Genomic DNA, 22,510 nt, shown 5'->3' with positions numbered 1-22,510 from the left:
GGGAAGGCACGAAACAGGTGCCTGCTTGCTGCAGGCACCTGGAAGGAGGGCAGGTCAGGCCATCAGAAGAAGATCTTCATGCCTGCCATAATGCCCTCATCAAGATCCACATCGCCTCGGAATGGACGATCCAGATCCGTGTTCAGGTAACGGTAGCCAGCAAACAATTCCGCGTTCCGGATAACCCGGTAGCTGCCACGCAGCTCAAGGCTGGTCAGGTCATCCGAATCGCCGAACGACAGGATGCTGGGCGCGTAGTGCAGGCCGCCCGTGAAGGAAAGGCCGGGAACATTCGGGATGTTTACCGTCGCAAATCCCCCCAGCGCGATGGCGCCGCCATCAACCTGGTCCGCATCCCAGGCGATGCCACGCATGCCAATGCCGGCGGTGGTGGGCAGGTTGCCGATGGCGGTGCGGCCCTGGGCATGAAAATCGGCATTAAGGATATCCAGGCCACCCTCACGGTAGGTATAACCAGTGCCGAGCTGAATATCGTTGTTGGTGCCAAAGAAGTTGACCTGACCCTTTACGGAATCATTGGTCAGGCTAAGATCCACATCACCAGCGAACGCCGGAGCGGCAGCCAGAGAGAAAATCATCAAAGAAATACGGGACGCTTTCATTCGTGCACCTTTTGTAAGTAATTAATTCAACTGGAGCTAGGGTAACGATCGGCCTGAGAGGACTCAACTTAAAAGGCCGTAAGTCGCCGTTAACCTGGCATCAGGTAGTGGTTCAGTGCTGCGTGGTTTCGCCGCCCTGGTCAAGATCTTCCGGTGACGCATTTTCAGCTGGCACACGGTACTCTTCATTGGCCCATGCGCCAAGGTCAATCAGTTTGCATCGTTCGGAGCAGAACGGACGGTAAGAGTTGGCTTCTGTCCATTCAACGGATTTTTTGCAGGTTGGGCATTCGACGTTCATGGCTGCCTTTCAGAGTGATGATGCTGTACCGGATGCCCGCCACCTGCTCAGGAGGGGGCGGACGCTTTACAGTATTGTTCCAGTACTGCACGCAGCATTTCAATATTGACAGGCTTGGCAACGAACGAATCCATCCCTGCATGACGGCATTTTTCCTCGTCCTCCTCCATGGCACTGGCGGTCAGCGCCACAACCGGTACCGGTTCACGATTGTGGGCTTTTTCCCACTCCCTGAGCCTGCGAGTTGCTTCGAACCCGTCTACGCGGGGCATCACGCAATCCATGAAGATAAGATCATACGGATGCCACTGCCACAGACTGGCAGCCGCTTCGCCGTCATTCGCAGTCATTACATCACAGCCCAGCTTTTCGAGAAGGCGCCGGGTGAGCGTTCGGTTAACCGGATTGTCTTCAACCAGCAGAACCTTCATGCGGCCGCAGGGTAATTCACGGCGCTGCGAGGTATCGCTGACAGCCTGCAGAGAGAAACGGGTGAGAAAGTGCCGTTCGTTTTTGGCGGCGTCCGCAAACAAATGGTTGAGGATCAGTGTCAGACAGGATTCCCGAAGGGATTTGCTCAGAAATGCATCGGCGCCGGCCTGTCGAAAGTGCTCGGCATCGCCGCGTTGCGGATTGGAAGACAGAATGAGCAGCCGCATCCCGGACCATGACGGATTGTCGCGGATCTGGCGACAGAGAAGATCACTGTCCATGTCTGGTACAAAACCGTCCAGGATGATTGCGTCAAAAGGTTGCTGGCTATCGAATGCCTGGCGGAGAGTCGTCAGAGCTTCGCCCGCGGACCTGACCGCTTCGATGTGGACTTCGTGCCGGGATAGCATTTCCAGCGTGATCTTGCGCGACAGTTCGTAGGAATCCACCACCAGAATGCGTTTGTTTTTGACCATTCTGGTATCGGGGCGTATGTGGGTCGAACTTTCGGGAGCGATCGGCAGCGTCAGCTCGATCCAGAAGGTAGAACCGTCGCCGGGGCGACTTTCCAGTTCCAGAGAGCCTTCCATCAGGCTGACCAGTTGTCGGCAAATGGTCAGCCCGAGGCCCGCACCTGGAAGCTGGCGCTGGAAGTGTTGACCGAGTTGAACGTAGGGTTCGTAAACGAGCGGAATATCTTCCGGGTTAATGCCGACGCCGGTATCTTCTACCGCGAGACGAAGTCGCGCTTTGTCATCGCGGCGCCCCAGCATCTCAATGCTGATCAGTACATGGCCGGAATCGGTAAACTTGATCGCATTTGAGGTGAGATTCAGGAGGATCTGGCGAATGCGGACCGGGTCACCATTGATTGCCCAGGGCAGGTTTTCATCAATGCGGAGTTCCAGTGCCAGCCCCTTTTCCCGGGCACGTGTACCGAGCATATGAACGAGGTCGTTCAGGGTTTCGCGAAGATCAAACGGAATGTTGTCGAGCACCAGCTTGCCGGCTTCCATGCTGGAAATGTCCAGTAGGTCATTGATGATCGCCGAGAGGCCCTCCGAGGCGCTGAGGAGCGTGTGAACATACTCTCGCTGATCCTGATCCAGTGGTGTATCGGTTAAAAGATTCGCGTAGCCCAAAACCGACTGCAGGGGAGTGCGAAGCTCATGACTCACGTTCGCGAGAAACTGGTTCTTGGCGTGGTTGGCGCGAACCGCTTCATCGCGTTCGTCCTGGGACTGAATGGTCGTCTTGCGGAGAGACTGAGTGTCCTCGAGAATCTGCAGCCGCATTTTGTTCAGGGCCTGCTCCAGTTCGCTTAACTCATCCGGAGTCCTCGGTGTTTTGCGTTTGAGCTTTAGAGGATCCACGAGGGCATCAAGATTCAGCCGGGCGGCGTAATCCGCCATGGTTTCCAGGTGCCGGCAAAGGGTCAGACGCACGATGATCAGTAGTCCAAGGGTACCGAGCATAACCATGATAGACTGGAAAAGGAGGTTCAGCAGGGCGCGGTTTTTCAGTTCGTCATAAACCTGGTCGACGGAGGAAGTCAGGGTAAGCGTGCCCACCTTCTCCGAATTGCTGGCACCGGAACGGTCAAAAACCAGAGGAAAGGTTTGGGATATGACCCGGCCTTCAGGGTAGTGGCCCGTTGTGAACTCATCTCCCGTCGATGTGATGACCCGCGCGTATTGAATGGCGGGGACGACCTTCATGTCCTCAAGGCTGTTCTCCACCTCGCTCAGGTTCATCAGCCGGATGTTGTTACTCATGCTCCCTGAGATGAGTTCGGCAGCTTTTGACTGGGTACTCTCAAGATCATTTTTCCGACGCTCGAACTCACCGATCATCTGAACACCGGTGACGACCAGGGATAGCACAAGACTGAATAGTAGAACATACGCCAGTATTCTGGCAGCCAGTGGCCGTATTCCCATTCGCTTTAAAAACCGGTTTGAAGGCAAGGCACAACTTCCCTGTGTCGACTACAAAATCTCCAATGAAGTTTAACAGACAGTTAGGACTTCGACACGTTTCTGTGAATGCTCATTCACGAATCGGAAGCGTACGTTGAGGTCGTAAAGATGGGCGCCATAGATGCGATCTTCCTCGCGGCCTCGCCTGAAGGAGGGGCGCGGATCAAAGCTGACCACATCCTCGATCAATAACCGAAGGTCTGGATAGTCCGCAGGTGACAGATTTCCGAGTTGATCTTCCGCTTCGGGGAGAAATACCACAGACAGCCGGTCTGTCGGTGGTGAATCTGCCCAGCCGAGTGTGGCCTGCGGTACCGAGTCGGCAAACGGCAGGTAGGGTTTGATGTCCAGGATCGGCGTACCATCAATCAGATCATGATCGCTGATTTGCAGCACCAGTGTGCCGTCTTTGTGCACCAGACCCTCGTTGCGAACGACGGACAGCCCCAGGCTGTTTGGGCGAAAGGGTGAGCGACTGGCAAAGACACCAATTTTCGTGTTTCCCCCGAGCCGGGGCGGGCGAACCACAGGTCGCCACTCGGCGCGTACTGCCTCATGGAACTGAAAGGTCAGCCACAGGTGACTGGCGGTCTCCAGGCCCCGGAAAGCGTCCTCACGATTAAACGGAGGCTCAATAATCAGATCGGCCCGGGCATAGCGCGTAAGGCCGGGTTGGCGCGGCACACCAAACTTGTCCCTGAAGCAGGAACGCGTATAGGCAATGGGCGTTAAGGTGAGCGCATCGGCTGCGGGGCGTGATGGATGTCTGGGCATAGTTGAGTAGTCAGTTGGATCGCTGAATGCTGCCGGAGAAGTATAATTCGATCCGGAAAACCACAGAGGCCTGATCGCTGAAGTTCTCCTCCCGTGGGAAGGTGAGTGCCGGAATGAGTTCCGCGTATACCCAGTCACTGTGAAGCCGGTAACGCCAGGTAAGATCGGCGAACACCGAGGTTGTGCGCCACACCGGCTGGCTCTCGCCCAGAACACCTAGACGGGGTGTAACCGTGGACCGGTTATTGAGGTGTTTGCGGAGGCTGAAGATCTGGGCAGTCACGAATTGACGATCATTATGAACCCATTCCAGTTCAGTGGATGACCGGAAGTACCATCCGTTACCCACCGGGCGGCCAGCCCCGAACCAGGTGCGCTCACCCCAGCCATCGTTGTGATAGTAATAGAACCGTTGCTGGGCGGTCAGTGTCCAGTTGCCATCGGGACGCCACTGTTTCTGAGCCGTTACCCGCCAGAACGCATCTGCCGGAATCCGAAGCCGGACACCGATATCATTCGAGAAATTGATGGCATCGCCGATCCGGGTCAGGTAACGCAGTGCCCCCGTGGCCTGGGTTTCGGTTCGGTCCGGTTCGGTCAGCTGTCGATCACGCTGCCGCTCTGCCAGCGGAATCAGCTCCTCACTTTCGCTTTCAATAACCAGACGGAGTTTCCGCTTGGTGGTGGGGATGTCCAGACGAAACCGGGCTTCCGGCTCGAACTGGGCAGGATCGCCATGTTCCGATTCCGTGGCAAACCCGATGCGCAGGTAACTGTCGTTATTCGGTAAGCCGTGCGCACTGCCGGAGAGCGTGCGATCCGCCCATTGCCCAAGCCACTGAACTCTTGGCCCCTGGGTTCGCTCCTGCCGCAGTACCCAGTTGCTGAAATTCATCCAGTAGGAGTCTCGAGGTTCTGCCCAGTAGTCGTCCGGTTCGAAGGTGTAGAAAGAGGGAGGGAGTTGTCCAGGGGCCAATACATCGGCCACAGACCGTTCCTGAACTTCGAAGACCGGCTCAGCACCTTGGGCATGTGTAACTGTGAGACAGATAATGGTGGCTGCCAGACCAGCAAACAGGGAATGAAAATAGCGGTTAGCCAAAATCCACCACAAATCTTTCGTGCAGCTCACGGACGTTGCGCTCCACTTCTTCGGGCGGGCGGTTGTTATCAATAACATCGTCCGCTTTGGCGAGGCGTTGTTCCCGCGGCATCTGGGCGGCAATGATGCGCTCTACCTGGTCCCGGGAGTTGGTGTCGCGCGCCATGGTGCGTTCAATCTGGGTATCAACGGGCACGTCAATCACAACAATGCGGTCAACCAGTTGATGCTGATCGGTTTCCAGCAACAGAGGCGACACCAGCAACACATAGGGAAGGCGGTTTTGCTCCGGGTTCAGCTGACGGATCAGTTCGTCCCGGATAATCGGGTGCAACAAGGCCTCAAGCCATGCACGCTCCTGCGGATCCTCGAAAACAATCTGGCGCAGGCGGGCGCGATCAAGAGCGCCCCCGGTCGTCAGGATCGCCTGCCCGAAATGGTCTGCAATGGTTCTCAGGGCGGGAGTGCCCGGTTCAACAACCTCTCGGGCAACATCGTCCGCGTCAACCCAATGGACGCCGAGGTCGCCAAACAGGCGAACAACCGTAGATTTGCCTGAGCCTATACCACCTGTCAGACCAACTATCGCCATGATTCAAACACCCAGAAAACCGAACCAGAAACGCTGAATTTCAGGACCAAACCAGAGACACAGCAGACCCGCGGCAGCCAGATAAGGGCCGAACGGGATCGGAACTTCCCGACCGTGTTTCTTGAAGATCATGAGACTGATGCCAACCACGGCGCCAACAACCGAAGACAGCAGAATAACCGCCGGCAACAACTGCCAGCCCAGCCAGGCACCAAGCGCTGCAAGCAACTTGAAATCGCCATGGCCCATGCCTTCCTTGCCAGTGACCAGCTTGAACAGCCAGTACACCGACCACAGGGACAGGTACCCGGCCACCGCGCCCCAGAAGGCACTGGTGAAGTTGGTCAGCACTCCGAAATAGTTCAGCACAAGACCAAGCCACATAAGTGGCAGGGTGACGTTGTCCGGCAACAACTGGGTGTCGAAATCAATAACCGTCAAGGCAACCAGAGACCAAACCAGCAGCAGCGCCCAGAGTGCCGCTTCGCTTGGGCCCAGCAGTATAACCGTAATGACGGAAAAGAGAGCGGTTACGGCCTCGATGATCGGATATCGGGGTGAGATTCGTGTTTTACACGAAGAGCACTTGCCGCCAAGGATCAGGTAGCTCACCACAGGAATGTTTTCCCAGGCCCGAATGCTATGGCCACAGGAGGGGCAGGTCGAGGCCGGTTTGGAGAGCGTAATGTGTTTTTCCTGCTTGCGTTGCTGTTCAGGAAGCTCCAGAAACTCTTCGCACTGGCAGCGCCAGTCCTGATGCATCATTTTTGGCAGACGAAGGATAACGACGTTGAGAAAGCTACCGATGCAGAGGGAAACAAGAGTGACAGACAGGTACAGCAGCCACGGTGTGGCCAAAAAGGTGTCAAGAGTAAGCATCAACTATCCGGAAAGCAGGGAAGTAAAGGCGGGGGCAGGAGAACCTTTTCTTCTGCCCCAGTTTCCAATTATCAGCCGACGACCTGACCCATCTGGAAGATCGGCAGGTACATTGCAATGATCAAGCCGCCAACCAGTACGCCCAGCACGGCCATGATCATTGGCTCCATGAGGGCGGTAAGGTTATCGACCATGTCGTCGACCACGGCTTCATAGTGCTCGGCAACCTTGGCAAGCATCTCGTCCAGGTTACCGGACTCTTCGCCGATGGCAGTCAGCTGAACAGCCATCACAGGGAAGACTTCCTGCTGCCGCATAGATGCCTGGAGCTGGGTACCGCTGGACACGTCGTTCTTGATGCGGTTAATAGCATCGCGGTAGACGGCATTGCCTGTGGCGCCTGCTACGGAGTCAAGGGCGTCTACCAAAGGTACGCCCGCTGCGAATGTTGTTGATAGAACACGGCCAAACTTGGCGACAGCGGATTTATCAAGGATTTCGCCGACTATAGGCAGTTTGAGAACGTATTTATCTACCAGATCCGAGAACTTTTGAGATCTTCTTACGGCTTCCTTGAAAAGGAAAATCGTTCCCACAATCCCAAGAAGAACAACGAACCACCAGCTTTGTAGCCATTCAGACAGATTTACAACCATTTGTGTGAATACGGGTAACTCTGCGCCGAAGCCCTGGAATAGACTTTCAAACTGCGGCACCACTTTTACCAGAAGAATAGCTGTTACAACGATCGCTACGACGACAACGGCAATTGGGTAGGTCATTGCCTTCTTGACTTTCTTCTTAAGCAATTCGGTCTTCTCAAGGTAAGTCGCAATGCGATCAAGCATCTGTTCCAATGCACCAGCCTTTTCACCCGAATCCACCAGGTTGCAGTAAAGGTCATCAAAATGCTTCGGATGCTTCCGAAGGGCGCCGGCAAAGCTCGTGCCTGACGAGATATCATTACGGATACTCATTACCAGTTCCTGAAGACCCTTGTTCTCAAGGCCGTCAGCAACAATGTCAAAGCTCTGAACCAGCGGAACACCCGCTTTCATCATAGTGGCCAGCTGGCGAGTCAGCATTGCTATATCGAAGGGGGTAATCTTTCTGCTGCCCCCGAACAATGGCTTTGGCTTCTTCTTGACCTTGTCCGGAATAATGCCCTGCTTGCGAAGCTGTGACTTCACCAAGGCCAGGTTTGAACCGGTAAGCTCACCCTTGGACTTATTGCCTTTCCGGTCTTTTCCTTCCCAAACGTACGATTCCAGCTTTTGCGCTTTCTCTGCCATGCTTAATCCTTTGTCACTCGGTTGGCTTCCTCGAGACTCGTTACGCCCTCAATCACTTTCAATAGCGCTGATTGGCGCAAATTTCGGAAGCCTTCTGCCTGAGCCTGTTTTGCAATTTTAATGGAACTGGCCTCTTCCATAATCATATTCGCCAGCTCGTCGGTAATCTTGACCACCTCGTATATACCGACGCGGCCTTTATATCCTCCATTGCATTTATCACAGCCCTTAGGGCGGAACAACGTGAACCCTGTATCAATTTGTTCCTGTGTGAACCCTTCCTCCAAAAGCACGTCTTTCGGGATTTCTGCGGGTTGCTTGCACGCACTGCATAATCTCCGGCCAAGTCGCTGGGCGATGATCAAACTCACCGAGGTTGCAATGTTGAAGGAGGGTACACCCATGTTCATCATTCGCGTCAGGGTTTCCGCCGCGCTGTTGGTGTGCAGGGTAGAAAGCACCAGGTGGCCTGTTTGCGCGGCCTTGATGGCAATGTTCGCAGTTTCAAGATCCCGGATCTCACCTACCATGATGACGTCCGGGTCCTGGCGCAGGAAGGCGCGAAGCGCTTCGGCGAAGCCAAGGCCCACGCGTGTATTCACGTTAACCTGGTTGATACCTTCGAGGTTGATTTCTGCCGGGTCTTCTGCCGTTGATATGTTAATGCCCGGGGTGTTGAGAATATTCAAACCGGTATATAGGGAGACGGTCTTACCAGAGCCGGTGGGGCCGGTCACAAGAATCATGCCCTGCGGCTGCTCCAGGGCATCCATATACAGTTTCTTCTGGTCTTCTTCGTAACCAAGAACATCGATACCCAGCTTGGCCTGACTCGGATCCAGGATCCGAAGAACGATCTTTTCGCCCCAAAGTGTTGGCAGGGTATTAACCCGGAAATCAATAGCCTTGGTTTTGGACAGCTTCATCTTTATGCGACCGTCCTGCGGGACTCGCCGTTCGGAGATGTCCAGTTGGGCCATGATCTTTACCCGGGCCGAAATCTTGGGGGCCAGTTTGATAGAGGGGCGGGAAACCTCTTTCAGTATCCCGTCTGTTCGATAGCGAACGCGATAAATTTTTTCGTACGGCTCAAAGTGAACATCCGAGGCACCTCCGCGGATGGCGTCGAGCAGCATTTTGTTCACATATTTTACGATTGGAGCGTCATCTACCTCGCTCGCAGAGACTGCACCGTCATCTTCCTGTTCGCCGCCTTCTGTTTCAACGCCCTCGAGGTCGGCATCATCAAGGTCCCCCATGGTGGTATCCTGGGATTCCAGATACTTGTCGATGGCTTCTCTTAGCTTGGCGTCATCCACCAGCACTGCATCGGTGCTCAGGCCAGTGTTGAACTTGATTTCATCAAGAGCCTGAATGTTGGTCGGGTCAGAAACCGCAATAAACAGGCGGTTGCCCCTCTTATAGAGCGGAAGTGCATTGTGTTTCCGGACGAGCTTTTCGTCCACAGACTGCTCCGGCATCATCTCTGGCAGAAACGCAGAAAGATCCAGAACGGAAACTCCAAACTCCATGGCTGCTGAAAACGCCAGCCTGGAGCTGTCTGCCAGCTTGTTTTGCGTGAGGTAGGTGATTAGAGGAATCCGGTTCTGAGACGCCTGCAAAAAAGCATCTTTAGCAGTTGCCTCATCAAGGAGTCCGTCATCCACAAAGCGCCTCGCAAGGCCTGTGAGCGTGATATTGCTTTTATTTGTAGACATAAATTAGTAAAGAAGCGCAGCCTAAGTTACTGAAAATGATATTTTGTCAATGGCACTGAGTTTAGATGGCTGACAGGCGTTTGGAAAGACACGCGCAGCAGAAGTCTTGCTGGCGCGGAGGTTAATTTCATTACTCATATTATTTAAGCGGCGCAGTGTCATGGTTTTCATTGGTGACAAATTTGGTCACTCAGTGACGTCAGCGGGCAGTATATATGGGGTCAGGGTGTCATATGGCGCGTTTTAGGAAGATTCTATCTATTTGATAATAAAACAGTTTATAGTAAAAAAACATGTTTTTTCGACGTTGGCACATCCAATGCATAGGCAATGGCAGGCTCGAAATACCGGTCATGGGGTGCGACTCCACCGGGCCCGGGGCCATATAGAGTTGATCAACGACAAATATAGAGGTCGATAATGAAGAACATGCAAATTAATCACGCTCAGAAAGGCTTCACCCTGATCGAATTGATGATCGTTGTTGCGATCATCGGTATCCTTGCTGCAATTGCCATCCCGCAATATCAGGATTACGTCGCTCGCTCTCAGGTCACTCGCGTCCTGGGTGAGATTTCTGCAGGTAAGACCGCGGTAGAAGAGAGTCTTTCCCGCGGCCAATTCCCTACTTCCTCAGACGAGATCGGTTTGACGTCGTCTAACCTTATGAATGGCAGCGTTCCTGCAGTGTCGTTTGACTCTGGTGAAGCTGGCGCGGGCTACATTGTTGCTACCTTTGGACAGGATGCAAGTGCAATCATCAGCACCAAGAAGATTGAGATTAGTCGCGATGATCAAGGCAACTGGACTTGCGTAACTGATCTTGAAGAAGCGACTGGTTACATTCCTGCAAGCTGTGAGAATGGATCACCTAACTAAGAGAAATTGGTTTTGATTGCTAAGTCAGAACTGAAAGAGAGAGAGGGATATCCCCTCTCTTTCTTCTCCGTTTTTTTTGGCCTCGTCTTTTTTTGCCTTCTTCAATTTAATACCCTTCCCAAAGATCAAATTTTTCCCGCATTAGTGCTTGCCGTATTCATTATCTCTCTTGCTGTTGCTCCGGAAACTTGGCTGGCGTTTTTTAAGAAGTACCCCAAGCTCGTTTGCGTGCTCGCAGTTGGGCCTTTGTTTCTTCTCTTGTCATCTCTGAGTTACAGCTACTGGCCATGGCTCTCTATCTGGATGAGTGCCGGCTTTATCTTCCTGCCTCTCACCGTCTTGATGGTATTGGCTTACCGTAAAATCCATCTCTTGGATTTGATTTCTGGGTTCGTTGCGGTAATTGTCATCAACTCTCTGTCAATGATTTTTCTGGCATATCAAGACGTACGGAGGCCTGCCGGTTTACTTGATGATCCAAATCTTGCAGCAGACTTTTGTGCTCTTGGCATCCTGTCAACGCTCTTTTTGATCCAGCAGTTTCCTAGAAAGATACTTTATCTTATTCAATTTGTGCTGGGGTTGGCTTTGTTTCTAAGTCTCTCTCGGGGTGCTGCATTAGCGCTGGCAGGTGCAGTGTGCATTTATCTGTCTTTATGTCACTGCAAAAAAATTCAGTGGCTTGGCGCGTTTGTAGCTTCCGGTTTTATTCTCGTTCTATCGTTCTTTGTAGGCTCGTTGCTGCTTCCAGATGGAGCTGGCGTTAGTGGGTTGTCATTAAGTGATCGGCCCGACTCGATGTCAGATCGATTTGATATGTGGCACAGCGCATGGCTTATGTTTCTGGAACACCCAATTTGGGGAACGGGATTAGGAACCTTCGCGTTGCGTTATCCAGAGTTTCGTGCATTTTCGGAAACATCATCAGCTGGCTATTTTGCCCATAACGATTATCTTCAGTTGCTTGCAGAGCTTGGTATCGTTGGTTTCTTGGGCTGGTTTATAACCCCGGTCGTGCTGTTTATTCTTTGTGTCCGGGCCTATGTCCGATCGGAAGATCCGAGCGTGGCAGCAACTTCCTGTCTTGTCGTAGCTCTAGTGAGTCTGGTCGGTGCCCACAGCCTTGTAAATTTTGTTATGTACCATCCGCTCATCAATGCGTTTTTGGGCTGTGTTATGGCCAGTTCAATTTTGACTCAATTACAATCATTTTCTGGTTTCTCGGACAAACGCCGGGTAGCGGTTTTTGGGGTGCGTACCTTCTTATTTATCGTTTTTCTAGTGGTTTTCATGTCATTTAATGCTGATGTATTGAGCCGAAAAACGATCAACGACTTACAAGCACAAGCCGGGAGTGATTTTAACGTACAATCTGAACACTACTATGACTTGCTTGCTTTAAAATACTTTTCGCCGTTGAACGTTGAGATTCGAAACCAAATCGTTGGGGCCGAAGTGAATACAGCTCTGAAGCTGGCAGACACTCCTTTTGGAAAGGATCTGACACAGCAGATTGTGGATCGAATTGATCAAAACTCCTGGCTGCAAAGGGATAATTGCTCGCAGCAAACCGACCGAGCACGGCTTACCTGGTCATATGATAAACCTGCGGCGATAGATATTCTTCAAGAGATTCTGGGTAGTGTGCCGAATTGTATCCGAGGGCGAATAACCCTTTCTGAAGCCTTCATGTCGACAGGGCAGTATGCTGAGGCAATTAAAATACTCAATGAGGGAATTGATCGTTTTGTTTTCCGGGAGAATAAAGGGCAAGGCCCGACATTGTTGATTGAAAGCCTTATTGGTGCTTACCGCCTTTCCGGTGAGTCTGAGAACGCAAGAGCCCTTGAAATTTATCTTGATGAATTCAAAAGTCAGCAGGGGTCAGTGACATCGCCGGTATGGTCCCGCCGCCTGCAGTTCTAACTGGTTTTTAGTCACTGAACGCGGCTTTCAAGTTGAGCGGATTTAGGGAAGTTGCTGGATCGCGGGCCGGTTTCCAATTCAGGGCTCGGCTACTCCCCTTCGAACTGGACCACCGGTAATATCGCAATGAATATCGGAGTCGCCAATCCTCGCGGATCCGGCCACGTTCAGGTGACCATGGGTGGCAAGGCGCATCCAGAATTGTCAGATCTGGGTATCCGTTTTGAGCGAGCCGCGACGGGTTCATGGAATTGCATGATTAACAGCGCAGCTGTTACATCGAGCTAGAAGACGGATTACGTCCCACCGGGATGCAGCCTTTAAATGAGTGGCTAAATCTCTACCTCCTCAAACAACTCCGGCACCTCAGCATCCCAGCCAAACTTCTCACTAATCCGCTTGCGCATCACGTCACTGGCGACCATCTCCCCGTGAGTGACGTACACCTTCTCGGGTTTGAGTGATCCTTGCTCGAGCCAGGCGAGGATCTCGTTGTAATCCCCGTGAGCAGACAGAGAATCCAGGCTGAATACATCGGCTCTTACCGGCCAGTATTCCCCATGAATCTTCACTGACTCGACGCCATTAACCAGTGCATCGCCCCTGGTACCTGGTGCCTGGAACCCCGCAAACACAATGCTGTTGCGTTCGTTGGGCAATAGCGTTTTCAAGTGATGCAGCACCCGCCCGCCACTGGCCATTCCGCTGGCTGAAATGATGACGCAGGGGTAGCGAACGGCATCCAGCTCAATAGACTCTTCCACCTTGCGAACAAACTTGGTGCTGTTATCAATAAGCTCGCATTGTGCCGCGCTGAGCTTGTGCTCCTTGTGGTGCTTGCAGAAAATCTCCGTGGCTTTGATGGCCATCGGGCTGTTCAGGAAGACCGGGAGTTTCGGGATGCGTCCTTCTTTAATGAGCTTGTGAACGACATAAAGAAGCATCTGGGCGCGGCCAACCGCAAAGGATGGAATCAGCACGATGCCGCCACGTCCAGCGGTGCGGGTAATGATCTCGGCCAGCTCTGTTTCGGGGTCAGAGTCGCCGTGCGCCCGGTCACCATAGGTGGACTCACACACCAGTACATCGGCTTTCTGGAGAGGCTCTGGCGGCCGCATAATGATGTCGTTTTGCCGCCCCACGTCACCGCTGAATACCACGGTCCGGTCGGTATCCTTGTGGTGAACATGCACGCAGGAAGAGCCCAAAATGTGGCCGGCCGGCGTGAAGGTCACTTCCATGCCCTTAACCGGCTCAAAAATCTCGTGGTAATGCAAAGACTCGAAATGCTTGAGCGCCTCCCAGGCGTCTTTCTCGGTGAACAGCGGCTCCGGTTTGTCATGCTTTGAGAATTTTTTCCGGTATGCGTATTTCGCATCTTCCTCCTGCAGAAAGCCAGCATCGGGCAGCAGAACTTTACACAGTTCATGCGTTGCCTTGGTACAGTAAATCTTGCCTTTGAAGCCGTTTTTGACAAGTGCGGGCAGGTACCCGGAGTGGTCGATATGGCCGTGCGTCAGAACCACCGCGTTTATGGTATGAGGGTCTACGGGAAATTTTGCCCAGTTCCGCCGGCGCAGGGTTTTCACACCCTGGTACATGCCGCAGTCCACCAGCATTCGGTGTTTGTCATCCGAGAGTAGATAACGGGAGCCAGTGACTGTGCCGGTGCCGCCGAGGAAGCGAAGTTTCATAAAAGCGTCCTTCAGATTCTTTGTTTCGGAGATGTTACTATGACGTATCATAGTTCATAACAAATTGACCTGAAGCAGGAAGCGAATCAGATGCATTACAGCTCCATCCTTCCGGATGTCATCAAAGTGGCTGATGAGGCCAGTGAAAAGGTTCTTCACATCTACCAGTCAGACTTCAAAGTGAGCTACAAGGCAGACGATTCGCCAATCACTGCTGCAGACACCGCCGCCCATGACATTATCACGCACGGCCTGCGGAGCATCAGCCAGGACATCCCCATCCTCTCCGAAGAGGGTAAGGATATTCCGTGGGAAGAGCGTAAACACTGGCGTCGTTTCTGGCTGGTGGACCCTGTGGATGGCACCAAGGATTTTACCCAGCGCACCGGTGAGTTCACCGTCAACATTGCTATGATCGAAGATGGCGATCCGGTAATGGGTGTGGTGATAGCACCTGCTCTGAAAGAGGCGTATTGGGGCGTAGTGGGTGAGGGTGCTCACATGCGCGATCGCACAGGCAAAGTTCACCGTATCCGGGTAGCGGAACCGAAAGCCGTAAAGCGCGTGGTGGCCAGCAAAAACCACCTCAACGAAGAGACCAGAACTTTCATCGATAAGCTTGGTGAACACGAACTGGTGCAAGCCGGCAGTTCGCTCAAGTTCTGCCGCATTGCCGAAGGGCACGCGGATATCTACCCGCGGCTTGGCCCTACAAGCGAGTGGGATACCGCAGCAGCCCATGCTGTGCTGGCGGCAGCTGGCGGTAAAGTCGAAACTCTCGAAGGCAAACCGCTTAAATATGGTAAGGAAGATATCCTTAACCCTCACTTCGTCGCGGCAGGTGAGTGGTACGCATGACCTGGTATGCACTTCAGTACAAACCGGCGCAGGGTGATCGCGCCCTGACGCACCTGCAAAATCAGGAAGTTTCCTGTTTTTTCCCCAAGGTTCTCGTAGAGAAAATCAAGGGCGGTAAGCGAACTCAGGTGTTGGAGCCACTTTTCCCGGGGTATCTGTTCGTCAATCTTGAACAGACTGACTCTATGTGGGCGAAACTGCGGTCAACCCGAGGCGTGCTCCGGGTGGTTGGGTTCGGTGGTAAGCCGGCAGCCATTGGTGCGGACGTTATCGAACATATTAAACAAGGCCTGGAATCCGTGGCAGAGCAGGGAGGAATCAGGCCCGGCCAGTCCGTGCAGTTGAGTGAAGGACCTTTTGAAGGCATCAATGCCATCTTCCAGTCCTACGACGGTGAAGTGAGAGCCATCGTTCTTATCAACTTCATGCAGCAGCGGCAGGAAGTGAAGGTCCCTGTTTCTGCGATAAAACGATAAGTTGCTGTAAATGTGACCGATTTACTTGCATCTTCGAATCTTTTACAAAACTTTTCTCCTCTAACTCCTTGAAACTGCGTGTGCCCGGCATGTTGTTGCTTGCGTCACATATAAGAACCCGTAAAATTCCCGCCCCTCAGAAACACAATATCCATGAACTGAAAGGGACGCAGTCGGGAGTTTGTTTTCCCCGCCTTATATTTTCCCGTCTTCAAAGAAAATAATCCTATGACCTCAAAACACTGGGCCCTGGTCGGTGGGGCGGTAGCGTGCCTGTTTTCCGTTTTTTCTGCCTCGCAGGTTTCGGCCTCGCCCTGGGTTGAACCGGGAGATGCCCATGCCCGCTTTAAGCTTCAGCAGAAGGCGGACAGTGGTGACCTGAAAGCAGCCACATCTACCTGGCCGTTCATGAAGGCGGATATCGAGCAGGGACAGGTTCCCCCATCCAATAATGAGGTTCGAGGGATTATTGAAGTTGGTGGAACATCCGAACCTTCGTTGATCGGCGGTTTCGAGGACAAGGTTCAGGATCCTGCTGAACTGAAAGCGGGCGTGGAATGGGATCAGTCCCGGTGGTCTGCCCGAATAAAGGCATCAGTCGCGGCGAATCCCGACGACAACGAACAGCTTCGCTTTGATGACTCCTACCTGGCAGGCACCCTTGGCAACTGGATGTTTGGTATCGGCGCCATTGATCGCTGGTGGGGGCCTGGTTGGCAAAACAGTTTGATCCTCTCCAATAACGCACGGCCGTTGCCTCAGGTTTGGCTAAACCGCAATCAGGCCATTGCTCCCGACGTTGACTGGCTCAAGTGGATTGGCCCTTGGCGATTTACAATGTTTGTCGGGGAAATGGAAGAAGAAAGATTCGTATCCAGCCCGGTGACTGTGGGGATGCGTCTGGAAACCCGGCCATTTAATAGTTTCGATATTGGCCTGTCACGCATCCTGATGCTTGGAGGCGAGGGCCGTTCGGTGAGCGCCTCGACGGTCTGGGATGCGCTGATTGGTAACGATAATCGGGAGAAGGGCGAAGTCTCCGAGCCGGGAAATCAGCTCGCCAGCGTCGACGCTCGATACGGATTCGTCACGGGTGAGCGGACGATGGGCGTATACGCTCAAATGATGGGGGAGGATGAGGCAGGCGCGTTCCCGGCCAGGAAGTCATGGCTGTTTGGCCTCGATTGGACAAGCGGTATCGGTCGCGGCGAGCAACAGTGGTTTCTGGAGTATGTGAATACAATTGCAGACGACTTCGTTAGTGATGCCATCCCGAACGTGACTTACGAACACGGGATTTATAAGAGTGGTTTCCGCTATTATGGCCGGTCAATGGGTGCCAGTGTTGACGGCGATGCAGAGGGCGTTAGTCTGGGTGGCTACCACTTCATGGGCGGTGGTGACCAGATAAGTGTGACACTGACATACGCAGATCTGAACGTTGATGGCAGCAGCCGTGTAACGGTTACAGATCCGGACGTTCAGTATTTTGTTCCAACAGAAAGTCAGGTGGTAGGCTTTTTATCAGTGGGGTATGGTGGCGACGTTTTCGGCGGGCACCTCAAACTCCAGGCGCAAATCGCGGATACAGAGATACAGATTGTCAATCGCCGGCTTGAAAGGTGGTCGGTTGGTGGCCGTTGGCAGTACGAATTCTGATGCACCTTGGTGGCCGTTTCGGTTCAGTACAGGTGCATGTTCGAAATGATTTGATAACGGATACTTACACCGGATGAAATTTACCCTTTTATTAGTTTTGATTGCCTCATTGAGTGGCTGCTCGGTTATACCTGGCTCTTACATTCCCCTTGAAGCCGATGCCGAAGACTTTGACATCGAAGAGCAGGTTAATATCTATGCCATCACCCCCAGCCTGATTGCGGAATACCGATCTCAACCTGAACCGAAACCGCAACTGAATGAAGAGCTCGAACTCGAGATCCGAGGCTACGATTACGAAGTCAATCGTGGCGATATTCTTAACATAACCGTTTGGGATCACCCCGAGCTGACCATCCCGGCCGGCTCCGACCGCAGTCCTTCCGAGGCAGGTAACTGGGTGCACAGCGACGGCACCATTTTTTATCCGTATGTCGGTGAGGTTGAGGTCGCCGGGCTCAGGGTCACGGAAATCCGGGCCATTCTGAGAGAAAAACTGGCGGAGTACATCGAATCACCGCAGGTGGACGTCACAGTGGCCTCCTTCCGCTCCAAGCGGGTCTATCTGACCGGCGAAGTGAAAAAGCCGGGTACCCAGCCCATCACCAATGTGCCGCTCACGCTCCTGGAAGCCGTCAGTAATGCCGGCGGGCTGACCGAAATCGCCGACTGGACCAGTGTCACCCTGACGCGAAACGGCGAAACCACTCGCTACTCGCTCCGGGAGCTATACCGCCAGGGCGACACCCGTGAGAACGTGTTGCTGCGCCCCAATGACATTATTCACATAGCCAGCAACGATGCGGCCAAGGTCTTTGTCCTGGGTGAGGTCAACAAGCCCACGAGCCTGAACATTGGCCGTTCCGACATCACGCTTGCCGAGGCGCTGGCTGATTCCGGGGGCTTCAACCAGGCCATTGCCAACGCCAACGGAGTGTTCGTGATCCGCAAAGCGCCGGAAGAAAGCGGCAAGGTTGCCGAGGTGTTTCAGCTTTATGCCCGCAACGCCACGGCACTCGTCCTCGCGGACCAGTTTCAGTTGCAGCCGCGGGATATTGTTTACGTAACGGCTGCGCCTGTCGCCCGATGGAATCGCCTGATCGCACAGATACTACCAACAGCGCAAGCAGTCTATTTCGTAACCTTGTCTGAAAACGAAATAACTAACAGCAACTGATTCGATGTTCAACAACATTCTCATTGTATGTATAGGCAACATCTGCCGCAGCCCCATGGCAGAATACCTGCTGCGGGCGCGGCTGCCTGAAAATGGCGGCAAAGAGGTATACTCTGCTGGCATAGGCGCACTGGTAGATGAAGCGGCAGACGACACCGCTCTTGAATTGCTGAAAGAGCAGGGCATAGATGCCATCGCCCATCGGGCTCAGCAAGTCACCCAAGAAATGCTGGTGGATGCAGACCTGATCCTGGTCATGGAAGAGAGCCATCTCAAGCGCCTACACGAAATCGCCCCGCAAATCCGCGGCCGCGCCTTCCTGCTGGGCAAATGGCAAAATGACCAGCCGGTGCCAGACCCCTACCGCCAACAGCGCCCGGCCTTCGAACACGCCTTCAAACTGATAGACCAAGCCATCGAAAGTTGGCTCAAACACCTGGGTAACTGAACTACATGACCGACACCACCGCAACCAACCTGAGCTATCAGACGAACGCCCCGCAGGATGACGAAATCGACCTGCTCGGCCTGCTTGGCCCTCTCTGGGATGGCAAATGGCTGATTGCCGCCGTAACGTTGGTGTTCACCGCCATCGGCGTGTTCTACGCCTTGGTTCAGCCGTCGGTGTACCGGGCCAACGCGCTTATCCAGGTAGAAGAAAAACAGGGTGGCCTCCCGGGCATGGAAGAACTTGGAGGGTTGCTGGAAACACCCTCCAACGCTGAAACAGAGATTCAGCTGATCAAAAGTCGTCGTGTACTGGGCGGCGTGGTAGAAAACCTGAACCTAGAAATTACCGTAAGGCCTGATTATTTCCCGCTGATTGGCGCCACCATTGCGCGGCGATACAACGGTGGTGAAGGCGAGTTAGCCGAGCCTATGTGGGGTGAAGGCTACGCCTGGGGTGGAGAAAAACTCACGATTACCCGCATGGAGGTCCCGGGTGAGCATGGCACTTTCCTATTGGAGGCTGGTGATAAGAATAACTGGCGTCTGTATAACGGAGATGAAGAATTGGTGTTGGAAGGCCAAACAAACACTCCAGCAGAGGTCAACGGCTTTGGGTTGATGGTCACGGAACTTGTGGCCCACCCCGGCACCCGTTTCAATGTGTCCAAGCGAAGTCAGTATGCGGCTACCATGGATCTACAAAAAGAGGTTTCTGCCTCCGAGAAGGGCAGAGGGTCCGGTGTTATCGAGTTGGCGTACGAAAACACCAACCCTGCTGTGGCCGAACACGTGTTGGCAGAGGTAAGCCAAAACTACGTCCGTCAAAACGTAGAACGTGCCAGTGCCGAGGCGGCCAAATCCCTCGAATTTCTCCGCAATTCCCTACCTGAAGTAAGGAAGGAACTGGAAGCTGCTGAGCAAAAGCTGAACCAATACCAGGTGGAAGAAGAAACCATCGATATTACCGCCGAGGGAACTGCACTCTTAGAGCAAATCGTGGCGTTCGAAACCCGCATCTCCGAGCTCGAGTTCCAGCGCGCCGAAATTGACCAACGCTTCCAACCCACACATCCCCGTTACAAGGCTTGGGCCTCCCAGATGGCCGAGCTCAAGCAGCGCCGGGCTGAACTGAATCAGAGGCTCAGCGGCCTTCCTGAGACCCAGCAGAGACTGGTCCGGCTGCGCCGGGATGTAGAGGTAGGCAACAAAATATATCTGCAAATGCTATCGAACATTCAGCAGCTGGACATCGCCCGGGCTGGTACCATTGGCAATGTAAGACTCGTGGATGAGTCGGCAGTCAACAATGCTGAGCCGGTAAAACCAAAGCGCTCGATGATCGCAATGGTAGCGGTGGTGTTGGGGGGAATGGTCGGCGTAGGTATAGTCATGCTCAGATCAGCCTTGAACCGCGGCGTGGAAAATCCGGAAGACATTGAGAAAATTGGCTTGCCGGTCTATGCGAGCATTCCGCTGTCTGAAAATCAGTCTCAACTGGCCAAGACAATGAATAAGGTCCGGGGCCGACATCGTGATAGAGCCCCTGGCCTGCTTGCTGTCGTCAATCCGGCTGACCTGGCTGTTGAATCCTTGCGAAGCCTCCGAACCAGTCTTTACTTCGGCATGATGAACGCCAAAAACAACGTTCTCATGATCTCCGGCCCGAGCCCTGAGGTGGGTAAAAGCTTCGTGTCCGCCAATCTCGCCGCGGTAACCGCCATTGCGGATCAGCGAGTGCTGCTGGTTGATGGCGATATGCGCCGGGGCTTCTCCCATGACTTTTTCAGAGTGCGGAAGGAGCAAGGACTGTCTGACTTTCTTGCCGGCAAGGCAACCATGGATGAGGTTGTTCTGCATTCGGATCTGAAGAACTTGGATTTCATCTCCCGCGGAACAATTCCTCCAAACCCATCTGAATTGTTGATGAGCCGACGATTCGATGAGTTTCTGGCCGCAATTTCCCCACAATATGACCTCGTAATTGTAGACACGCCGCCTATCCTAGCCGTGACGGATGCCGCAGTGGTGGGGAAGCATGCAGGTACCACAATGCTGGTTACCCGGTTTGGGGTGAATCCGCTGAAAGAGATAGAGGTTACCAAACGTCGGTTTGAGCAAAATGGCATTGATGTAAAGGGTGTTGTTTTTAATGCCGTTGTCAAAAAATCCTCGACCTACGGTTACTACAATTACAGATACGAAGTCGAAAAGCCTTGAGAGCAACGGAGCACTTTATTAATAAAAAGGGACAATAATATAGGGAGTATGAATCGAATGCAGGTTTGTAGAGGATTCTAAAGGATTTGGACTAAGTCAATGTCGTTAGGAAGTGTTTTAAAGTATTTAGCCTTTGGTATTATCCCTTTATTGTTGGCACGGCTTTCGGTTTTCCTGTCGAACTATTTTTCATCTATATATTTAGAGCCTGTTGATTTTTCCGTGGTCTCAGGTGTTTATTTAACATCAGCGCTTTTAGCCACACCTCTTATAGCGTCTCTCAATCATTTCGTTTCGGTTAACGGTGCGAGAGTTAAAGAAGTTTTTTGGCTCTCGGTTTTCTTAGCCGTATTTGCATTCTTGATTAGTTGTTTTTCATATTATTTTTTTATTGATGGAAGCTTAAAATATTCACTTGTTTCTGGCTTCATTTGTTACATTTTGGTTTTTTGTGGTGGGCTAAATTCTATCTTAATTGGCCGTGGCGTTGCATGGGTTAGCAACTTCGCCTCTATAGTATCTACGCTCGTTTTTTTAGTGTTCATCTTGGTGTTATTTGCATTAGAAAGTGGAAAAAAATTAGATTACACCTTCATTCTTTATATTATATTCCCATTTATAACGATTTCTTTGTTTCCGATAGTTTTCTGGTTTATATCGAAACGTGCTGACTTTAATTCAAGGAAGGTCGATGGGAACTTAAAGCAGGCAGATGGTGCGGTATTAGTTAAGTTAATAATAATAACATCGCTGGGTGCCCCCATCCATTTTGCGGCAATTTCATTGTTAAATCACTTTGATCATCGAGGCCTGGAAATGGCCATATTTAATCTCGGCTATCAATGGTTAACGGTTGTGGTTATATTGCCGTCGATGGTGTCCACCTTATCTATGAAGTTTTTAGCCGAGAGAAATGCAGCATTCTATTGGCTGTATGGTTATGGCTCTTACATTGGGGCGGCTTTATTAGCAGGCACAGTTTTTTTGTTGTCTGTTGAGATCGAAGGTTTGTACAAAGGATATAGTGGGATGCTATCTGAGTCGATAAAATATTTTGTAGTTGCTGGTTTAACTTCAGTTTTTTACCAGGTTAAAGTAAATATTTGTATAGCTAAAAAGAAATATAATAATGCAATTTATTTGGTTTTTATTTTCTCAACATTATACCTTTCGATTTCATATTTGATGTTGTCTCACGGGGTAGAGGCCAAAGCTGTTGAGGTTGCTGGTTCGATGATATGTGCATATGTTCTGACAACCACGGTTGGTATGCACAGGAGGTTTAGGTGAAGGCCAGCCTATTATTGATAATTGCATTGTTCTGTAATTTTTTTGGATCTTATATTGTCGAGTTGTATAGTGAAAGTAATGGATTAATTTATTTCGGAGGTTTGTTTGGCAAAACAGGGTTCGAATGGAACTCGGTTATAGAAAGCTCTATAGTTTTTTTGGTTTGCTCTTTTATTTACATTTCTAATTATA

The 22,510-nt window shown here is 52.3% G+C and carries 19 protein-coding genes; 9 read left to right on the top strand and 10 right to left on the bottom strand.

What is annotated here, in order from left to right; translation table 11 throughout:
• Positions 1 to 62 precede the first annotated feature (62 nt).
• The 9 genes from KFJ24_RS09335 to pilB all read right to left on the bottom strand — a co-directional run bounded on the left by KFJ24_RS09335 (position 63) and on the right by pilB (position 9,692).
• Entirely contained in the window at positions 63 to 623 is a 561-nt protein-coding gene (locus KFJ24_RS09335; protein WP_250830799.1) for a YfaZ family outer membrane protein, read from the bottom strand.
• Between the two features lie 112 nt (positions 624 to 735).
• Positions 736 to 924, bottom strand: a complete 189-nt coding sequence (gene yacG, locus KFJ24_RS09330; protein ID WP_250830798.1) for a DNA gyrase inhibitor YacG — start codon at positions 922 to 924, stop codon at positions 736 to 738.
• 47 nt (positions 925 to 971) lie between these two features.
• Positions 972 to 3,296, bottom strand: coding sequence for a response regulator (locus KFJ24_RS09325; protein WP_250830797.1), 2,325 nt, complete (start codon positions 3,294 to 3,296; stop codon positions 972 to 974).
• A 69-nt stretch (positions 3,297 to 3,365) separates the two neighbouring features.
• The gene (tsaA, locus tag KFJ24_RS09320) at positions 3,366 to 4,109 is read right to left on the bottom strand and encodes a tRNA (N6-threonylcarbamoyladenosine(37)-N6)-methyltransferase TrmO (protein ID WP_250830796.1); all 744 of its coding nucleotides are present in this window, start codon (positions 4,107 to 4,109) and stop codon (positions 3,366 to 3,368) included.
• A gap of 10 nt (positions 4,110 to 4,119) precedes the next feature.
• Positions 4,120 to 5,160, bottom strand: a complete 1,041-nt coding sequence (locus KFJ24_RS09315) for a hypothetical protein (RefSeq protein ID WP_434968038.1) — start codon at positions 5,158 to 5,160, stop codon at positions 4,120 to 4,122.
• Between the two features lie 43 nt (positions 5,161 to 5,203).
• Positions 5,204 to 5,803, bottom strand: coding sequence for a dephospho-CoA kinase (gene coaE, locus KFJ24_RS09310; protein ID WP_250830794.1), 600 nt, complete (start codon positions 5,801 to 5,803; stop codon positions 5,204 to 5,206).
• Between the two features lie 3 nt (positions 5,804 to 5,806).
• Entirely contained in the window at positions 5,807 to 6,682 is an 876-nt protein-coding gene (locus KFJ24_RS09305; protein WP_250830793.1) for a prepilin peptidase, read from the bottom strand.
• Between the two features lie 71 nt (positions 6,683 to 6,753).
• Positions 6,754 to 7,974, bottom strand: coding sequence for a type II secretion system F family protein (locus KFJ24_RS09300; protein WP_250830792.1), 1,221 nt, complete (start codon positions 7,972 to 7,974; stop codon positions 6,754 to 6,756).
• 2 nt (positions 7,975 to 7,976) lie between these two features.
• On the bottom strand, positions 7,977 to 9,692 hold the full coding sequence (gene pilB / locus KFJ24_RS09295; protein ID WP_250830791.1) for a type IV-A pilus assembly ATPase PilB: 1,716 nt from the start codon (positions 9,690 to 9,692) through the stop codon (positions 7,977 to 7,979).
• 420 nt (positions 9,693 to 10,112) lie between these two features.
• Between pilB and KFJ24_RS09285 the strand changes: the two genes are divergently transcribed.
• Both KFJ24_RS09285 and KFJ24_RS09280 read left to right on the top strand, forming a co-directional pair.
• Complete coding sequence (locus KFJ24_RS09285; protein WP_284709174.1) at positions 10,113 to 10,571, top strand: pilin; 459 nt, start codon at positions 10,113 to 10,115, stop codon at positions 10,569 to 10,571.
• A 12-nt stretch (positions 10,572 to 10,583) separates the two neighbouring features.
• Positions 10,584 to 12,497 carry an O-antigen ligase family protein gene (locus tag KFJ24_RS09280; protein ID WP_250830790.1) on the top strand — a complete coding sequence of 638 codons (1,914 nt, stop codon included), beginning with the start codon at positions 10,584 to 10,586 and terminating at the stop codon, positions 12,495 to 12,497.
• Between the two features lie 332 nt (positions 12,498 to 12,829).
• On the opposite strand, the gene KFJ24_RS09275 is transcribed toward KFJ24_RS09280, so the two are convergent.
• Complete coding sequence (locus KFJ24_RS09275) at positions 12,830 to 14,191, bottom strand: MBL fold metallo-hydrolase (RefSeq protein ID WP_250830789.1); 1,362 nt, start codon at positions 14,189 to 14,191, stop codon at positions 12,830 to 12,832.
• Between the two features lie 90 nt (positions 14,192 to 14,281).
• Here KFJ24_RS09275 and cysQ point away from each other — a divergent pair, with 90 nt between their 5' ends.
• The 7 genes from cysQ to KFJ24_RS09240 all read left to right on the top strand — a co-directional run bounded on the left by cysQ (position 14,282) and on the right by KFJ24_RS09240 (position 22,318).
• The gene (gene cysQ / locus KFJ24_RS09270) at positions 14,282 to 15,049 is read left to right on the top strand and encodes a 3'(2'),5'-bisphosphate nucleotidase CysQ (RefSeq protein ID WP_250830788.1); all 768 of its coding nucleotides are present in this window, start codon (positions 14,282 to 14,284) and stop codon (positions 15,047 to 15,049) included.
• Complete coding sequence (gene rfaH, locus KFJ24_RS09265) at positions 15,046 to 15,525, top strand: transcription/translation regulatory transformer protein RfaH (protein WP_250830787.1); 480 nt, start codon at positions 15,046 to 15,048, stop codon at positions 15,523 to 15,525. The genes cysQ and rfaH overlap by 4 nt, the downstream gene beginning before the upstream one ends.
• A gap of 228 nt (positions 15,526 to 15,753) precedes the next feature.
• Positions 15,754 to 17,184, top strand: a complete 1,431-nt coding sequence (locus tag KFJ24_RS09260) for a capsule assembly Wzi family protein (protein WP_250830786.1) — start codon at positions 15,754 to 15,756, stop codon at positions 17,182 to 17,184.
• A gap of 73 nt (positions 17,185 to 17,257) precedes the next feature.
• Positions 17,258 to 18,361, top strand: coding sequence for a polysaccharide export protein (locus tag KFJ24_RS09255; RefSeq protein ID WP_250830785.1), 1,104 nt, complete (start codon positions 17,258 to 17,260; stop codon positions 18,359 to 18,361).
• A gap of 4 nt (positions 18,362 to 18,365) precedes the next feature.
• Positions 18,366 to 18,809 carry a low molecular weight protein-tyrosine-phosphatase gene (locus KFJ24_RS09250; protein WP_250830784.1) on the top strand — a complete coding sequence of 148 codons (444 nt, stop codon included), beginning with the start codon at positions 18,366 to 18,368 and terminating at the stop codon, positions 18,807 to 18,809.
• Positions 18,810 to 18,814: 5 nt separating this feature from the next.
• Positions 18,815 to 21,028: a polysaccharide biosynthesis tyrosine autokinase gene (locus KFJ24_RS09245; RefSeq protein ID WP_250830783.1), complete on the top strand. Its 2,214-nt coding sequence runs from the start codon at positions 18,815 to 18,817 to the stop codon at positions 21,026 to 21,028.
• A 99-nt stretch (positions 21,029 to 21,127) separates the two neighbouring features.
• Positions 21,128 to 22,318, top strand: coding sequence for a hypothetical protein (locus KFJ24_RS09240; RefSeq protein WP_250830782.1), 1,191 nt, complete (start codon positions 21,128 to 21,130; stop codon positions 22,316 to 22,318).
• The last annotated feature ends 192 nt before the right edge of the window (positions 22,319 to 22,510 follow it).

Origin of the sequence: Marinobacter sediminum (assembly GCF_023657445.1) — a bacterium.
GTDB lineage: Bacteria > Pseudomonadota > Gammaproteobacteria > Pseudomonadales > Oleiphilaceae > Marinobacter > Marinobacter sediminum_A.
This window is presented reverse-complemented; position numbering and strand designations above follow the sequence as displayed.

Bases quoted from the DNA above. Each gene is read 5' to 3' on its own strand.
- KFJ24_RS09260 (WP_250830786.1), top strand. From the start codon at position 15,754: ATGACCTCAAAACACTGGGCCCTGGTCGGTGGGGCGGTAGCGTGCCTG.
- KFJ24_RS09285 (WP_284709174.1), top strand. From the start codon at position 10,113: ATGAAGAACATGCAAATTAATCACGCTCAGAAAGGCTTCACCCTGATC.
- pilB (WP_250830791.1), bottom strand. From the start codon at position 9,692: ATGTCTACAAATAAAAGCAATATCACGCTCACAGGCCTTGCGAGGCGC.
- KFJ24_RS09255 (WP_250830785.1), top strand. From the start codon at position 17,258: ATGAAATTTACCCTTTTATTAGTTTTGATTGCCTCATTGAGTGGCTGC.
- KFJ24_RS09275 (WP_250830789.1), bottom strand. From the start codon at position 14,191: ATGAAACTTCGCTTCCTCGGCGGCACCGGCACAGTCACTGGCTCCCGT.
- KFJ24_RS09325 (WP_250830797.1), bottom strand. From the start codon at position 3,296: ATGGGAATACGGCCACTGGCTGCCAGAATACTGGCGTATGTTCTACTA.
- yacG (WP_250830798.1), bottom strand. From the start codon at position 924: ATGAACGTCGAATGCCCAACCTGCAAAAAATCCGTTGAATGGACAGAA.
- rfaH (WP_250830787.1), top strand. From the start codon at position 15,046: ATGACCTGGTATGCACTTCAGTACAAACCGGCGCAGGGTGATCGCGCC.
- KFJ24_RS09250 (WP_250830784.1), top strand. From the start codon at position 18,366: ATGTTCAACAACATTCTCATTGTATGTATAGGCAACATCTGCCGCAGC.
- KFJ24_RS09300 (WP_250830792.1), bottom strand. From the start codon at position 7,974: ATGGCAGAGAAAGCGCAAAAGCTGGAATCGTACGTTTGGGAAGGAAAA.
- KFJ24_RS09240 (WP_250830782.1), top strand. From the start codon at position 21,128: ATGTCGTTAGGAAGTGTTTTAAAGTATTTAGCCTTTGGTATTATCCCT.
- tsaA (WP_250830796.1), bottom strand. From the start codon at position 4,109: ATGCCCAGACATCCATCACGCCCCGCAGCCGATGCGCTCACCTTAACG.
- KFJ24_RS09305 (WP_250830793.1), bottom strand. From the start codon at position 6,682: ATGCTTACTCTTGACACCTTTTTGGCCACACCGTGGCTGCTGTACCTG.
- cysQ (WP_250830788.1), top strand. From the start codon at position 14,282: ATGCATTACAGCTCCATCCTTCCGGATGTCATCAAAGTGGCTGATGAG.
- KFJ24_RS09335 (WP_250830799.1), bottom strand. From the start codon at position 623: ATGAAAGCGTCCCGTATTTCTTTGATGATTTTCTCTCTGGCTGCCGCT.
- KFJ24_RS09245 (WP_250830783.1), top strand. From the start codon at position 18,815: ATGACCGACACCACCGCAACCAACCTGAGCTATCAGACGAACGCCCCG.
- coaE (WP_250830794.1), bottom strand. From the start codon at position 5,803: ATGGCGATAGTTGGTCTGACAGGTGGTATAGGCTCAGGCAAATCTACG.